The organism is Nostoc sp., from assembly GCF_036917235.1.
GTDB lineage: Bacteria > Cyanobacteriota > Cyanobacteriia > Cyanobacteriales > Nostocaceae > Nostoc.
Map to the genome: position 1 here is coordinate 15,041 of NZ_JBALDU010000094.1, position 15,663 is coordinate 30,703.

Annotated in this window: 12 protein-coding genes; 6 read left to right on the forward strand and 6 right to left on the reverse strand. The window is 40.7% G+C overall.

Features of this window, described 5'->3' with window-relative positions:
- Positions 1-423: 423 nt before the first annotated feature.
- On the reverse strand, positions 424-2,013 hold the full coding sequence (locus V7K44_RS26155) for a DHA2 family efflux MFS transporter permease subunit (RefSeq protein WP_334935850.1): 1,590 nt from the start codon (positions 2,011-2,013) through the stop codon (positions 424-426).
- A gap of 278 nt (positions 2,014-2,291) precedes the next feature.
- Here V7K44_RS26155 and V7K44_RS26160 point away from each other — a divergent pair, with 278 nt between their 5' ends.
- Positions 2,292-2,888 carry a TetR/AcrR family transcriptional regulator gene (locus V7K44_RS26160; protein ID WP_334935852.1) on the forward strand — a complete coding sequence of 199 codons (597 nt, stop codon included), beginning with the start codon at positions 2,292-2,294 and terminating at the stop codon, positions 2,886-2,888.
- Positions 2,889-3,011: 123 nt separating this feature from the next.
- Here the strand turns inward: V7K44_RS26160 and patD are convergent, their stop codons facing one another.
- Positions 3,012-3,365: a heterocyst frequency control protein PatD gene (gene patD / locus V7K44_RS26165; RefSeq protein WP_334935854.1), complete on the reverse strand. Its 354-nt coding sequence runs from the start codon at positions 3,363-3,365 to the stop codon at positions 3,012-3,014.
- 296 nt (positions 3,366-3,661) lie between these two features.
- Here patD and V7K44_RS26170 point away from each other — a divergent pair, with 296 nt between their 5' ends.
- The 5 genes from V7K44_RS26170 to V7K44_RS26190 all read left to right on the forward strand — a co-directional run bounded on the left by V7K44_RS26170 (position 3,662) and on the right by V7K44_RS26190 (position 9,991).
- A complete protein-coding gene (locus tag V7K44_RS26170) occupies positions 3,662-5,932 on the forward strand; it encodes a RelA/SpoT family protein (protein WP_334935856.1) in 2,271 nt (756 codons plus the stop codon).
- 246 nt (positions 5,933-6,178) lie between these two features.
- A complete protein-coding gene (locus V7K44_RS26175; protein ID WP_334935858.1) occupies positions 6,179-7,177 on the forward strand; it encodes a nodulation protein NodZ in 999 nt (332 codons plus the stop codon).
- A 165-nt stretch (positions 7,178-7,342) separates the two neighbouring features.
- The gene (locus V7K44_RS26180; protein WP_334935860.1) at positions 7,343-8,059 is read left to right on the forward strand and encodes a class I SAM-dependent methyltransferase; all 717 of its coding nucleotides are present in this window, start codon (positions 7,343-7,345) and stop codon (positions 8,057-8,059) included.
- A gap of 413 nt (positions 8,060-8,472) precedes the next feature.
- Positions 8,473-9,552 carry a M4 family metallopeptidase gene (locus V7K44_RS26185; RefSeq protein WP_334935863.1) on the forward strand — a complete coding sequence of 360 codons (1,080 nt, stop codon included), beginning with the start codon at positions 8,473-8,475 and terminating at the stop codon, positions 9,550-9,552.
- Positions 9,553-9,691: 139 nt separating this feature from the next.
- On the forward strand, positions 9,692-9,991 hold the full coding sequence (locus V7K44_RS26190) for a protealysin inhibitor emfourin (protein ID WP_334935865.1): 300 nt from the start codon (positions 9,692-9,694) through the stop codon (positions 9,989-9,991).
- A gap of 111 nt (positions 9,992-10,102) precedes the next feature.
- Here V7K44_RS26190 and V7K44_RS26195 read toward each other — a convergent pair whose 3' ends face one another.
- The 4 genes from V7K44_RS26195 to V7K44_RS26210 all read right to left on the reverse strand — a co-directional run bounded on the left by V7K44_RS26195 (position 10,103) and on the right by V7K44_RS26210 (position 15,652).
- The gene (locus V7K44_RS26195; protein WP_334935867.1) at positions 10,103-10,579 is read right to left on the reverse strand and encodes a hypothetical protein; all 477 of its coding nucleotides are present in this window, start codon (positions 10,577-10,579) and stop codon (positions 10,103-10,105) included.
- Between the two features lie 118 nt (positions 10,580-10,697).
- Positions 10,698-13,094 (reverse strand): hybrid sensor histidine kinase/response regulator, encoded by a 2,397-nt coding sequence (locus tag V7K44_RS26200; protein WP_334935869.1) that lies wholly within the window; start codon positions 13,092-13,094, stop codon positions 10,698-10,700.
- 993 nt (positions 13,095-14,087) lie between these two features.
- Entirely contained in the window at positions 14,088-14,669 is a 582-nt protein-coding gene (gene hpsU / locus V7K44_RS26205; RefSeq protein ID WP_334935871.1) for a hormogonium polysaccharide biosynthesis acetyltransferase HpsU, read from the reverse strand.
- A 26-nt stretch (positions 14,670-14,695) separates the two neighbouring features.
- Positions 14,696-15,652, reverse strand: a complete 957-nt coding sequence (locus V7K44_RS26210) for a glycosyltransferase family 2 protein (protein ID WP_334935873.1) — start codon at positions 15,650-15,652, stop codon at positions 14,696-14,698.
- Positions 15,653-15,663: the final 11 nt, after the last annotated feature.

The following is a 15,663-nucleotide window of genomic DNA, read 5'->3' on the forward strand; positions in this document are numbered from 1 at the left end:
ATAAGTATTTACTAAGAAAGTTTAAGGTAATTTAAGTTTTACATTATTTTTATAGCTATTTATACTGATTTTGATATGGTTAAGGAACTATTAATAAAAGGGATTTTACTTAAATGAACAATGCAAAATTCAGCAATCCATTAGGCCAGTCTATAATTATGGGCGCTTTGATGGTGTTAACTAGCGTTGGTATTATTACAATAATGAACTTTTTCTAAGATCAAGATTTCTCATTTTAGCAATAAGACTTCATATAGTCCCACTCAAAACTGAGTGGGACTTTTACTTTTTTCATCTAGATCAATCCGTGTGTATTAATTTTTTGCTGTGACTTTCGGCAGAGAATAATCCTGAAGCCGTGTTATTACGTAGTTTTGCACTCAGAGAATTTAGAATAGGGATGCGATCGCTATTTCCTTTACCCTAGTGACCGACTGGCGCTTTCGCTCCTGCACCGCCTTTACCCAGAAATAGCAACAGAGGTAATGAGCAAAGGAACCCTACCCCTACGACTCGAAAGCAATCTGCGTAAGATAAAACAGCAGCTTGAATATCTACTGTTTGACTTAATAAAGCTAGTGCTTGTTGTTGTGCTGTTGCCGCATCTATGCCTTGACCTTGGAGTGCCCCGTTGAGCGCATCGAGTCGCTGACTGGTTTCTGGGTCATAAGGGCTAAGTTTTGCTAACAGCATAGCTCGATGAAAAACCTGTCTTCGGTCAAGCAGAGTAGTAAGTAGGGCAATGCCGATACTGCCACCTAGTTGTCGGGTAAGGTTGTAGAAACCAGAACCAGCAGAAACATCTTGTTTAGGTAGCGGGCCTAAAACTGCCAAACTCAAAGGGAGAAACATCAAAACAGTAAAAGCTCCACGCCATACCAATGGCCAAAATAAATCATCTATACCAGTTTGTGGGGTAATTGCTGCGAGTTGAAACATGACTCCAGACGATCCCACAGCGCCCATTGCAATTAAAAATCGGGCATCAATTTTACTAGAGAGTTTGCCTAATAAAACCATAACGATCGCAGACGCTAAAGCACCAGGCGCTAACAATAGTCCTGTCTGCGTTGCCGTAAAGTGCAGCACACTCTGAGCAAATATCGGCACAGCAAAGAGTGTGCCATAAAGCCCCATACCTACCACTGCTGAGAGAACACTTCCCGCAGCTAAAGAACGGTGGCGCAAAACTCTCAAATCCACAGCAGGGTGATCTGTTTTCAGTTCTCGCCAAATAAATAACCCCAATCCGATAATACTGGCGATCGCTAACGTAGTGATGAAACTAGAGGAAAACCAGTCGTCTTGCTCTCCTTCCTCTAACAAAGTTTGCATACAACCAATAGCAATAACCAAAAACCCAATCCCGAACCAATCGACGGCTTGGCTTTGTGTCTCACTCTTATCTTTGTCTTTGGGCAAAAATACTACTGACATCGCCACTGCAACGATCCCGAAGGGAATATTAACAAAGAAAATCCACCGCCAGCCCAAACCATCCACCAAAAATCCTCCTAAAGTCGGGCCGATGGCTGGGCCAGCAATTACACCTACCCCAAAAACTGCCTGTGCTAAACCTTGTTCAGCAGGTGGAAAAGTCTCAAACAAAATCGCTTGGGCTTTAGCTAGCAACCCTCCACCACATAAACCTTGAAGAATTCGAGAAAAAACTAGCATCGGGAGATTAAATGCCAACCCGCATAAAACCGAGGCTAGGGTAAAGCCAATTAACGAGAAGATAAAGTAGGTTTTGCGTCCAAAGTAATCTCCCAGCCATGCAGATAAGGGAATTAAGACGACATTTGCGATCGCATATCCAGTTACCACCCAGCCGACTTCACTAACAGTTGCACCCAAACTAGCCTGTATATCTGTCAGGGCAACGTTAACAATACTAGTATCAATTACTTCTAGTATCGCACCCAGAGAAGCCGTAAAAGCGATCGCCCACTTCAATGGGCCGTGGACATAACCAAATTCGTCAAAACTAGAACTTTTAATGTTGGTAGCCATTATTTAGCACAAATAATATTTGGGAGATGTCAAGCAATGCCAAAGCTAAAATTAAGTATTGTATATATACGCTACGGTAGCGTATCATATAAAAACGGTCAAGAGAGTTTTTCCTGAAAAGCGGCAGAAATACCTATGCTAAAGATGGATGGTCATTGCTGCTGTTTTAGTGCATGAGAATTGGGTTATGAGGCTTATTTCCTTTCCCAGAAGCTATGTTCTATGCCCAAAAGTAGAAGCAAATGGCCAAGAAGATATTGCTTGGGGATGATATTTTTATGAGTAAGCAAATCAACAGCACCTCTGGACGCCCACGCAGCATCCACGCCGACCAAGCTATTCTGCAAGCGACTTTGGATCTGCTTGCAGAGGTAGGATATGAAAGCATGAGTATAGAAGCGATCGCTTCTCGTGCTGGAGTTGGTAAAACAACCATCTATCGGCGTTACACTTCCAAAGAAGAACTAGTTGCAGACGCGATAGAAAGTCTGAGAGATGATTTAGCGATCCCCGATACCGACAGCTTTTGGGGAGACATGGATATCCTGATTAAGAATGCCGCCAAAAAAATAGATAGTCCCCTTGGTCGTCAGACACTTGCGCTGATTGTTAGTACAGCGTCTAGCAATCCTCAATTTGCCGAGGTCTATTGGACAAAATATACCAAACTCAGACGTGAAGCCTTTTCTAAAATACTTGAGCGTGCCAAGTGCAGAGGCGAAATTCACAAGGATGCAGACGTAGACTTAATTATCGACCTTGTAAGCGGTTCACTATATTATGCGCTGATCTTCAAACCCACAACCGAGCCAGTAGAAGCATACATGCGCCGCACCATGAATCTTTTGATAAAGGGAGTAGGGAGTAGGGAATAGGGGAAGAATTCTTATAAGTTCTCACTCTCAACTCTTCCTATTCCCAACTTGTTAGCAAAATAACTTTCCATCATAGGTCATAAATGAGATGATGGAGGGATTAGAGAAAAAGGTGAACAATTGTTATTTTTCTCCTTCCGCTTCTGGTTGCAGAATGGCATCACAATATTGAATGAGGGTTGTCAAGCGATCGCTAATCGTTTGAAGTCTCGTTTGTGCAGTAGATGCTTGCCGCGCTCCTTGGAAAAACATCACATCTATTTCCAACAGGCGCAATTGCTTGCTCATCTCCGTTTGATAAGACTGCACTCGCCAGTTTTCATCAGCCAAAGGCACAATCTGTTGCCCGAAAAATTGCTGCAACGTGGCTACACGCTGCCGCAGTTGTGGTGCAACGATTTGGGTAGTTGTGGCATCGGAGCGTAATTGCTCTAACAAAGTTACGAATGCCAGATATTTCTCACGGTTTAAAGACATCCAGTGCTAGTTAAGATAGTATTAATGTCAAGTAATTTTTCTTTTACAATAAACTTTCTTAAAGACTTATCAGCACTAAAAGCCTCAAATCGTCATTTGAGGCTTTGTTTGCCATCAATGGATTTTCTTTCTTTAACGATCCTTGAAACTCAAACTGGATGACTACCATTGCAATTGGAGAATCATCCTTACATTGCTTTTTCGATCCGTTTTTGGACAACAGCATCTTTTCAGGGGGATGCTGCTAGTTCTATTTATCATTCACTTATCTACCGATCCTTTCTAAACCCAATTGTATGAGCAGTATAGCGATAAATTCATCAGTTGATCTTGCTATTCCCGAATGGTTAAAAAAATGTTTGAAGGAGTCATCGACGAGTAGTGGCGCAGTGGAAGATGACCGAAGGCATCATGATGCCGTCTTAATTGGTCGCGCATTTGAATTTGCTTCCCAACTGCATGAAGGTCAATATCGCAAATCGGGAGAACCATACATTGCTCATCCCATTGCTGTAGCTGAATTGTTGCGTGACTTGGGAGGCAGTGCTGCTATGATAGCAGCTGGATTTCTCCATGATGTCGTCGAAGATACAGAAGTTACAAGTCAAGAAATAGAAGAACGCTTTGGCCCAGAAGTACGGCAATTGGTTGAAGGCGTCACCAAGCTTTCTAAAATCAATTTCACCAGCAAAACCGAAAGCCAAGCCGAAAACTTCCGGCGGATGTTTTTGGCAATGGCGCAAGATATTCGGGTAATTGTGGTGAAATTGGCAGATCGTTTGCATAATATGCGAACTTTACAATATATGTCAGAGGCCAGCCGCCGCCGCAGTGCCCAAGAAACGCGAGATATCTTTGCACCTTTAGCCAATCGTTTGGGAATCTGGCGGATTAAATGGGAATTGGAAGATTTGGCTTTTAAATATTTGGAACCGGAAGCTTTCCGCCAAATGCAGGAGCATGTTTCCGAAAAACGGACGGCACGAGAAGAAAAATTGGCCAAAGCTACAGACATTTTGCGGGAACGTTTGCAGCAAGCCGGAATCCAATTCCAGGATCTTAGCGGTCGTCCCAAGCACCTTTATAGCATTTACCAAAAAATGCACCGCCAACAAAAGGAATTTCATGAAATTTACGATTTGGCGGCGCTGCGGATTATTGTTCAAACCAATGAAGAATGCTATCGGGCGTTGGCGGTGGTTCATGATGCATTTCGCCCAATTCCAGGGAGATTTAAAGACTATATTGGACTGCCAAAGCCGAACCGTTACCAGTCATTGCATACTGGGGTGATTGGATTAACTGGCCGTCCTTTGGAGGTGCAAATTCGGACAATCGAAATGCATCATATCGCCGAATATGGGATTGCCGCCCATTGGAAGTATAAAGAAACAGGTGGTTCTAGCATTAGCCATTTGACAGCGACAGATGACAAGTTTACTTGGCTGCGGCAGTTGCTAGAATGGCAAACCGATCTTAAAGATGCACAAGAATATCTTGATAGCGTCAAAGATAATCTATTTGAAGATGATGTCTATGTCTTCACCCCTAAGGGGGATGTTGTGCCTTTAAGTCCCGGTGCTACCACTGTAGATTTTGCTTATCGCATTCATACAGAAGTAGGAAACCACTGTTCAGGGGCGCGGGTAAATGGGCGAATGGTGCCACTGTCAACGCGGCTGCACAATGGCGATATTGTAGAGGTTCTGACCCAAAAGAACTGCCATCCGAGTTTGGATTGGTTGAACTTCGTCAGAACTTCGGCGGCGAAATATCGGATTAAACAATGGTACAAGCGATCGCGCCGGGAAGAAAATGTCGCCCGTGGACGGGAATTGTTAGAAAAGGAACTAGGTAAAACTGGTTTTGATAGTTTACTGAAGTCGGATGCAATGCAGATTGTCGCCGAAAAGTGTAACTACCATAGCGTGGAAGATTTACTCGCTGGTTTGGGTTATGGAGAAATTACGTTGAACCTAGTGCTAAATCGCTGGCGAGAAGTAGCGAAGGGACAACAACCAGTTTCCACTGTGTCGCCATTTATCCCTAAAGAAGCAAGTACATCAAAAGCTTTGCGAGATGCACCTGCAACTACCTCACGTTCCACAGATTCGCCAATTTTTGGGGTGGAAGGTTTGGTATATTATTTAGCTGGGTGTTGTACCCCGATTCCTGGCGAACCAATTATTGGTGTGGTGACGCGAGGTAGGGGGATTTCAATTCATCGCCAAGGCTGCCATAATCTGGAGACTGTGGAGTATGAACGCTTAGTACCAGTTAGGTGGAACCCAGCCGCAGAAAATAGTGGTCGTCCGCATACGTACCCAGTAGATGTACAAATTGAAGCTCTGGATCGTGTTGGGGTGCTGAAGGATATTTTGTCACGGTTAAGCGACCAAGGAATCAACGTCCGTCATGCCCAGGTGAAAACCTCTACTGGCCAACCAGCATTGATCGACTTAGGAATAGATATACGCGATCGCTTTCAACTAGAGCAAGTCTTCGTCCAAATTAAGAAAATGAGCGACATTTTGAATATCCGCCGCGTCGGTCAAATTGACGAGTAACAGGGGTATCAGTATCCTCATAACCAAAAACCTTCTCTTGCTTACCTAGCAGCCTGTCAGGGAACTCAATGTGGCGGCTATAAACTCCGTCTAAAGAGATAAAACCTTCCCTGGCAGGTTCGTCAACTATTGATTTGACCTATCATGAGTGATATTATTCTGGCGATCTAGAAAATATGAATAAAACCTTCCCTGGCGGGTTCGTCAACGATTTTTTGAGTTTAAAATTGTTAGGAGCAATCAAAAATGGTTTCAGAGAAGTTTTTATTAGTCAAAGGCAAAGCAGGGATGGGAAATCGTTTTCTCGCTCTCTTGGACAGTATTTTATATGCTCAACTTACTAATAGAAAGATAGTTGTTGATTGGAGCGATGAGGTTTACTCGAACAATCGCAGCAATGTTTTTCCTGACTTTTTTAATCTTCATCACGTGACTCAAGCTTCGGAAATACCTTCTACTGAATCTGTCTATCCAAGTTTCTGGAAAAATAGCTTAGATAAATCAGTGAATGAAGTACTGTTATCATACGAATCTCCAGATGATTTGCGATATAACAACCCAAAAATATGGGCAAAATATACTACTAATATGTCTCGCATAGATTATAGTGAAGATATTTTGATTAGATGGTCTTATGTAACAGAGACTTATAAGCTAAGACGACATTTTTTAGGTGATTTCGCTTATCTACAAAGTCTGAGTAATGAAACTATCTTAAAAAAGATAATTAGAGAACATCTGAGTTTACAACCTAATATTGAAGCAATTATTAAAAAAACTGTAGATAATTCTTTTGAAGATATAGTAATCGGGGTTCATGTTAGATATACTGACAGAAAAACTTCCCAAAATCTCTATTTAAAATTTGTTGATAAGATTCTTGAAAAACATCCTAAAAGTTTAATATTTTTAGCTACTGATAATCCCGCAGTAGAAGATTCTTTTAGAGAGAAATATACTAATATTTTAGTGACAGATAAGTGGTATCCTGCGTCAGGCTCATCTTTACACCAGAATCCTGAATGTCCAGATAGATTTGAAAATGGTGTTCAAGCCTTAATAGATATCTATTTATTAAGCAAATGTAATTATCTAATATACAACCAAACTTCTACTTTTGGTGTAGTCGCAAAGTTGATTTCTGATATTCCAGAAGCTAATACAATTGATACTTCTCAATACAGTTTAAAAGGAAAAGTCAAAAACTTAATTGCTTGGCTCAGAGAAAAAACAGTTCTTTCGTGATCTTTTTTTTAATTAGAGGTTAAAAGTTAAAGCAAAGCGACTTGACATATTGGTTATCAATTGAGGTGTAATAGATTCTTAATTTTAGATAATGTCACATCTTTAGAAGCTATCCCCAAAATCGCTTGAGAATATTGATTAGTGTATATATTAGTTCCAATCCCCATGCAACAATTATTTCCCGGAGAGGTATTCGCCAACACTGCTGATTTTGACACTGGTATTCGCCAACTATTACCGCGATACGATGAGATGTTGGAGGTAATTACCCATTGTCTACCTTCCACAAGTCGACGTATTTTAGAATTAGGTTGTGGTACGAGCGAACTTAGTCTCAAGATACTCAACCGCTTTCCAGATGCCCAAGTAATTGCACTAGATTACTCACCTAGAATGTTGCAATTTGCCCAAGATAAAATCACAGCAGATGGATATCAACAACGCTGGACTGGTATACAAGCAGATTTTGGCGACTGGGCAAATAATCCAGAAAACTTGGATATTGGTAGTAAATTTGATGCTTGTGTCTCATCTTTGGCAATTCACCATCTCCAAGATGGGATGAAGTTGAAGTTATTTGAGCGAATTGCTGCTAGCCTCACTCAAAACGGCTGTTTTTGGAATGCAGACCCTACTTTACCAGAATCACCAGCCTTAGCAGAAGTTTACAAGGCGGCACGAGAGGAATGGGCAGTTGAACAGGGAATTAATTTGACAGAGGTTCGCGCTAAACGTGCCACCAGTAGTACTCAAGGTTACTCCAGCCAAGACCAGCTAGCTACTTTGGATGCTCATTTACAAATGTTGAGCAAAGCTGGATTTAAGACAGTTGCAGTGCCTTGGAAATATTATGGTCTGGCAGTGTTTGGTGGCTGGCTGTGAAAATTTTCGGTTTTGGATGCCTAGATTTGAGATTTGTCTGTCTCCAATAGGCATTTATAGCATTAACAACTTGATAGTAACAAAACAGCAATAAATAATATTATTTCTGTTGATAAGAACTAATATATAAACGCATTAGGTCTGTAAAGGAGGTCTTGCTAACTCACACAAGGGTTTTAGCTGAAACTTGCGGTAATTAAGCTGGCTTCGTGTTTTTATACAATATTTCCACATCAAAAGTACCTGTGAGGATACTATCAATCCTCTACAGACCTATCCGAAAATACAGAGTAGAAAATTTCCTTCAGAAAAAACCAGGAACACGCGATTTGGATTCGTTTTTCTGCTCCTTTCTCCAGTGGAGTTAAAGCCACTGTTTGCCATCACTTAGTTTCAAAAGGAGAATATCTTGGATGGCTCGAAATAAAAAGAAATCAGCCGGGTTCAAGCATGAGCATCCACTTGTCTCTAGATGCCCTATTTGTTGTATTATCCCGCCCCATATGCTGGAAAATGTCGTAGTAAATGGCAATCCTCAGCAGCGGAGTTGGGCTTTTCATACATTAAATATTTCAGCACAGCTTCGCGGACGCAGAGATGTCATCGGTACTGTCTCCTTTGCACCTTCACCGGGTGAAAAGCGTCGCACCATCTACGATGCCAAATATGGACAGCAACTCCCTGGCACATTGGTGCGCGCTGAAGGAGATCCACCAAGTAGTGATGCCGCAGTGAATGAAGCCTACGATGCTGCTGGTGCTACTTATGACTTATTTCATGAAATATTCGATCGCAATTCTATTGACGACAAAGGACTACGTTTAGACTCCACGGTGCATTATGGCGTTAAATACGACAACGCCTTTTGGAACGGCGACCAAATGGTTTATGGTGATGGCGACGGAGAAATGTTTCAGCGCTTCACGAAATCAATCGATGTGATTGGGCATGAGTTAGCTCATGGGATAACTCAGTATGAAGCGGGTTTGCAGTATTATGGCGAACCAGGGGCACTAAATGAATCGTTTTCTGATGTCTTTGGTTCTCTGGTGAAACAAAAGTCCAAAAATCAGACTGCACAAGAGGCTGATTGGCTGATTGGCGAAGGTCTTTTAGTGCCGACTGTCAAAGGTATTGCCCTCCGATCGATGAAAGTACCGGGAACAGCTTATGATGATTCAGTATTGGGTAAAGATCCCCAACCAGCCCATGTAAAAGATAAATATACTGGTACTGATGATAACGGTGGGGTGCATATCAACTCAGGAATTCCTAATCATGCTTTTTATCTAGCGGCTGTTGAGATTGGTGGGTATGCTTGGGAAAAAGCTGGCAAAATATGGTATATAGCTTTACGCGATCGCTTGCGTGCCAAAGCAGATTTTAAAAACGCTGCTAACGTCACCATTCAAGTTGCTGGCGAACTCTATGGTAATGATAGTGATGAGCAAAAAGCTGTGCAGAATGCTTGGCAGCAGGTAGGAGTTATCTAGAGTTAAAAGTTTTTTCTTAGCTTCTAACTCCTAACTTTTTTAGATGTGTTGTTTGTTATTGCTAAACTGGGAGGTGAAAACTATCATCTCCCAGTCTTTGTATTTCTCCCAAATAAGTAGCACAACGGAGAGCAAAAAAATGCGGATATCGTTTGAACGCACAGGCGGCTTTGCTGGGATTACCAAGAAAACAACCGTTGATACAGACACTCTCCCGCCACATGAAGCTGCCACCCTTCCCCGACTGGTGGAAGCTGCTGATTTATTTAAGCTACCGGAACTAATTACTTCGCCAAATCCTCAGAGCGATCGCTTTCAATATAAATTAACAGTAGAAGATAACGGTAAGCAGCATACTGTGACCGTCAGTGAGTCAGCATTGCCAGGAACCTTAAGACCACTGATTGAATGGCTACAGACATTAGCACAGAAAAAGTAAAAAGAATTACTTATAAGTCTCTGACGGTATAGAATATCTCCTCAATAGTCGAAATTGTGGCAAAGTGATAGTAACGTAATTCGTAATTATGAATTATTTAATTGATTTTTATTAGTTACTCTCAGGGTTGAGTTCGTTAATTTCTCTGCACTTAGCCTCTGCGGCTTGATATGCTGTCAGATAGTCTTGACCACCCAACATTACATCACCGTAATATTCATAAGGTGGACTGCCATAGATTGGCAACGGATCGTCTTCTGGATAATCTTCTTTTGATTCTTCAATGATGGCTTTCAGTTTTTTAACAGTCAGACTATGTGCTGCAAAATACCAGATTTCTTCGGGATTTTTGTTCAGGTGAGGTAATGTGGGATCGATAATGCGAACATCAGAGGCGCCGTCTAGCTCAATCCAACTGTGTTCAATCGGTCTGTATGGCTTCCCAGCAAAAGCTAAAAATCCCTGAATATACTTTGCTCCCTCAGTGGATAATGCTGCTTTATAAGCATTATCAAACGGAGTGCTAGCTTTGCTGTTTATCTGTTCAGCAATTTTGATTGACAGCGTTTCATCCAATAGTTTGTTCATCAATAGCAAGGATTAGAGCAGCCATAAAAACATATTACCACTGCGACTTACCATTTTGCTTAGGCATTGGGCATTGCTTATTCACTAATGACAAATGACTAATGACTAATGACAAACTCTACTTTGTGCTAATTAGCATTTGTAAATTTATTAACAAGTCGCTTGAGGTGTAAGGCTTAGATAAAAGGGTTTTGACACTATTACCAAGGTTTTTAATCATTTCATGATTGAATGCTAATCCACTAAGACCAATAATTTTGATGTCTGGATTAATTTTTTTCAATACATTGATAGTTGTTGGCCCATCCATACATGGCATCATCATATCAACCAACACTACACTAATTTCTTGTTGATGTTTTGTATATAGTGCGATCGCATCAATCCCATCACTAGCTACTAAAACTTTATAGGCATTTTGTTCTAACCAAGTTTGAGTAACCTCTCGAATTGAAGCTTCATCATCAACAACGAGAATTAATTCTCCATGCCCTGCTGGTAATTTCTGATCTCTAGCTAATTTACCATCTGCTTCGATTGTCTGCGTTACGGGTAAGCAAACTTGAAACTCTGTACCTTTGCCCACTTCACTAATTACATTCACAAAAGCACTGTGGCTTTTGATAATGCCAAGGACTGTTGAAAGACCAAGCCCTGTACCTTTACCCACTTCTTTTGTTGTGAAAAATGGCTCAAAAATTCTATCTACTATTTCTCTTTTAATTCCTGTACCTGTATCACACACGGTAATCATTACATAAGAACCCACCTTCGCATCAATATTCATCCGGGCATAGTAGCTATCAACCCAGAAATTCTTGGCAGAAATCTTTAAGATACCGCCATGAGGCATAGCATCACGAGCATTAATGCAGAGGTTCATCAGCACTTGGTGTAGCTGAGTCGCATCACCAAAGACATTCCACAGGTTTTTCTGAGGAACATCAATGTGGATTTCAATAGCTCTGGAAAATGTTTGCTTAACAATATTTTCAATTTCTAAAATTGAATTACGTACCTGTAAGGTTTTAAAGTTACCTACAGATCCGCGTGAAAACCACAACACTTGTTTAACTAAATCTGCTGCACGTTTAATATTTGTTTCCATAATTGTTAGCCATTTCTGACTGTTTTCATCCGGCAGCTTTGCCTCTAAAAGTTGTACTGTCATCATCATGGGTGTCAGTGCATTATTGAGGTCGTGGGCGATGCCACTTGCTAGAGTGCCCAGACTCTCCATCCGCTGGGCCCGGAGAAACTGGGCTTCAAGTTGCTTTTTCTCTGTGATGTCGGAGTTGACAATCAGAATGGATTCGGCTTGCCCCTCATCATCATTTACTAGTGTCCAGCGACTAGCAACGATGATTTCTTTGCCTTGTTTTGTGACTTGATATAACTCACCTTGCCACGAACCACTCTCAGCTAAAGTTTCTTGAATGTTTTTCAATTGCAAAAAACTTTGCTTTTGATAAAAAAGCTGATTAGCATTCTTGCCCATTACTTCTTCTGCCATCCAACCGTAGACATTTTCAGCCCCTTTATTCCAAAATTGAATTTGGTTAATCAAATTTTGAACGGTAATCGCGTCTGTGGTGATGTTAAGCAAAGCAGCTTGCTCGCGGATTTTCTGTTCTGCATCTTTGTGTTGGCGCAGCGCAGCTTGCTGTTCGGTAATATCAATTACAAAGCCTGCCATCCTCGCAACTTTACCAGTAGAGTCTAAAAAGATATAGCCATTGTTTTCAACTGTGATATAAGTGCCATCTTTACGACATACGCGAAATTCAAGATGGAATCGCTCTTTTGTGGATAAAACGCGGTTAATCTCTTTGTTAAAGAAGCTGCGATCGTCAGGATGAACCAATTCTAGCCAGCGGTTCAAACCTCCCAACATCTCAGGCATAGAGTAACCTAATATTCGCTCTACATTGCCATCATATTTAATCTCATTGGTATGCAAGTGCCAGTCGTAGAGAATCTGACCACTTGCTTGAATTAGTGCTTGATAGCGATTGTTCCACTCATCTAATGCATCTGAATGACATCGTAGTTTTTCCTCTATCCGCAGGCGCTCCAAGATTTCGGTCTCTAAACGTTGATTTTGCTCTGTGAGTTTTTTTGTGAGGTTTCGTAAACGTAAATGGGTATTTACCCTAGCTAAAACCTCTTGATATTCTAAAGGTTTGGTAATGTAATCTACTGCACCAAGATTCAAGCCTTTGACTTTATCTACCTTGTCACTCATGGCAGTTATAAATATTATGGGAATATCTTGAGTGGCTGGATTTTTTTTTAAAAGTCTACAAGTCTCAAAACCGTCAATTACTGGCATTAATACATCCAATAAAATCAGGTCAGGTAAAGCATATTCTGCCATCTGAACGGCACTTTGACCATCTTCAGATACTAAAACTTGAAAGCTGTAATACTCTAAAAAGTCAAATAATACTTGTAAATTAACAGGAGTATCATCGACTATTAGAATCACAGGTTTTTCATTTTTATTAAAATTCATACTTACCTCTTATTAAATTCACTTTAAAATTTATAGAGTTTGTTTTCCTTTAAAATAAAATCTTTATAAGACTGGTGGTAAGTAAGCAGACGCAATTAAATATAAGATGTCATTGCGAGCGGAACGAAGTGAAGCGTGGCAATCTCAGTCTTTGCGATTGCAACTCTTAGAGACGCTCCGCGAACACTTCGTAAGCTAAAAAACATCTAATTTGCATAATCGAATTAAATATAACTCTTGTGGGATGGGCATCTTGCTCGTCCAGTATATGCAATTTAAATGTGGAACAGCTTACCCCTGCGGGAAGGCTTACGCCAACGCAATGACGAACTATCTATCTTATATTTAATTTAGATCCACCTACTTAGGGGAAATTCATAAATTCCTCCTATCTAAAAATCAGGGTTTCAGCTATTGTTTGCGTAAGTCCGGGTTTAGCAAGTTGATGAAGATGTGTGGCAGATGGCACTTTACAGCACTTCCGGCAGCCATGAGGTACATCCTCAAAACTGAAAGCTATGCTAGGAAAGGATAAAAACTGTATTGCATAATAGGGGGAAGTGCTGTATCACCTACTTGTGGAATGGCAAAAATAATTTTGCTATTTAAAATATCTCTTGGCTGATTTGAGATGCCATACTTTCTGCCAATTTTTTTAGATACACACAAATTTTAGACTTAAATTAAAAAGATTTTATTAAATAAAAGTAAACTATTTCCACAAAATAGCGGTTTCCAAGTGATGAAGTGTATATAACAATCTTGAAGTATTCGCGAAAAACAAGATCCTCGGTAACTTTTACGAAGTCGGGGATCTACGGGTTGCAATTCTCACAAATCAAATACTAGTCCTACATACCTCATTCTTATTAGAAAAAGCTATATAGCGATCGCACTTTTATTCTCTTGCCAAAAACAAATAAATATATAGAAAAGTTAAGGTAGCACAGTAGCACAACTAGTTGTACTACCTTATTATGTTTATCTATAAAATCAGGGGGTTGTGGAGGGATCGAGTTTTAGCCGAGCTGTTTTAGGACGACAAGGGCTTCCCCAACAAACCTGCCCAGAAGGCATATTAGTAAAAACACTACTACGAGCGCCAATCACAGCATTAGCTGCGATTTGCACTCCTGGCCCAACAAAACAATCTGCTGCTACCCATGCACCATTTTCAATGGTAATACTCGCTGTTTTCAACCCAAAAGCAGGATCTTGGAGATCGTGAGTACCAGTACACAGATAACTTTTTTGGGAAATTACGCAATGTTCACCAATATGGATCTGATCGAGGCTATATAAAACTACGTCATCTCCAATCCAACTGTAGTTACCAATGGTGACTTTCCAGGGGTAGGTAAAGCGGGCTGTAGGTCGAATTAATACACCTTTGCCGATACGAGCGCCAAATAATCGTAGCAAAGCACAACGCAGAATATTTAACGGTTGAGGAGTGAGGGGAAAGGCGATCGCTTGTACAAACCACCATAATAAAACATACCAACCTGGACGCCCTCGGTCAAACCAAGATTGGTCATATTTGCGTAAATCTACAAAAGGTTGGTCATTAGTCATTAGTAATTAGTCATTATTTGTTATTGTCAGGAATCAATGGTCAATAGCTTTGCTTGTGCTTCTCTGCTCCCCTGCTCCTCTGCTCCCTCCTTCGGGATAGTTGCAGTATTTAAGTGACCACCGCAGTTGCGTAATTCGTAAAGTTTAACGCCAATTTGATATTCATATTGACTCAGCAATCGCCCATATATATATCCGGCTTTGCCATCTAAAAAACCGCGTTGAATTATATAAAACAAAACAAAACGCAAAATGGGTCTAAATGGTAGGTGTACCCAAACTTTTTTCAAAAATCGTTTGCGTTGCACGGCATCGCCAAATAGATTAGCGCCGATAGTACCGCTATCATCTTTACCTGTAAGAATATTAAAATAAACCCTGGCTTCCCAGTTGGAATAGCGGTTGTGGCGTTCTAACCAGTGGTAAAGGTCGCGGAAGTCCTCGTGGAGCATATCATTTTTGAGATACCCAACTTTCCCTTGCAAAATCACGTGTTCGTGAACTTCGTTATCACCAGTATTAGGAATATCTTCTGTATTTAGATTTTCGTAGCGACCTTTTTTATGTTGAAATAAACGTAGATTCCAATCAGGATATTTACCACCATAACGAATCCATTTTCCTAAGAAAAATACGCGGCGGTTGAGATAATAACCTGTATATTCATCATTTTGAATTGCTTGTTCAATTTCTTCCCAGAGTTCGGGGGTAATGCGCTCATCACAATCTACAATTAGTACCCATTTATTACGAAAAGGTAGATTATCTAAAGACCAATTTTTCTTTTTAGGCCAGCGTCCATTGAAGTTGAATTGTACGACATTTACACCGTAAGTTTTAGCAATTTCAATGCTATTGTCGGTACTTTGAGAATCTACTACAAATATTTCATCTGCTCTGCTAAGGCTAGTAAGGCAAGCAGGCAAGTTAGCTTGTTCGTTTTTTGCCGGAATTAATACTGAAACTGGTATTTTAGATGACATATTGAGTAGAA

What these genes read in the sequence shown, in the direction of transcription:
- V7K44_RS26155 (WP_334935850.1), bottom strand. Translation starts at nt 2,013, where the DNA reads ATGGCTACCAACATTAAAAGTTCTAGTTTTGACGAATTTGGTTATGTC.
- V7K44_RS26160 (WP_334935852.1), top strand. Translation starts at nt 2,292, where the DNA reads ATGAGTAAGCAAATCAACAGCACCTCTGGACGCCCACGCAGCATCCAC.
- patD (WP_334935854.1), bottom strand. Translation starts at nt 3,365, where the DNA reads ATGTCTTTAAACCGTGAGAAATATCTGGCATTCGTAACTTTGTTAGAG.
- V7K44_RS26170 (WP_334935856.1), top strand. Translation starts at nt 3,662, where the DNA reads ATGAGCAGTATAGCGATAAATTCATCAGTTGATCTTGCTATTCCCGAA.
- V7K44_RS26175 (WP_334935858.1), top strand. Translation starts at nt 6,179, where the DNA reads ATGGTTTCAGAGAAGTTTTTATTAGTCAAAGGCAAAGCAGGGATGGGA.
- V7K44_RS26180 (WP_334935860.1), top strand. Translation starts at nt 7,343, where the DNA reads ATGCAACAATTATTTCCCGGAGAGGTATTCGCCAACACTGCTGATTTT.
- V7K44_RS26185 (WP_334935863.1), top strand. Translation starts at nt 8,473, where the DNA reads ATGGCTCGAAATAAAAAGAAATCAGCCGGGTTCAAGCATGAGCATCCA.
- V7K44_RS26190 (WP_334935865.1), top strand. Translation starts at nt 9,692, where the DNA reads ATGCGGATATCGTTTGAACGCACAGGCGGCTTTGCTGGGATTACCAAG.
- V7K44_RS26195 (WP_334935867.1), bottom strand. Translation starts at nt 10,579, where the DNA reads ATGAACAAACTATTGGATGAAACGCTGTCAATCAAAATTGCTGAACAG.
- V7K44_RS26200 (WP_334935869.1), bottom strand. Translation starts at nt 13,094, where the DNA reads ATGAATTTTAATAAAAATGAAAAACCTGTGATTCTAATAGTCGATGAT.
- hpsU (WP_334935871.1), bottom strand. Translation starts at nt 14,669, where the DNA reads ATGACTAATGACCAACCTTTTGTAGATTTACGCAAATATGACCAATCT.
- V7K44_RS26210 (WP_334935873.1), bottom strand. Translation starts at nt 15,652, where the DNA reads ATGTCATCTAAAATACCAGTTTCAGTATTAATTCCGGCAAAAAACGAA.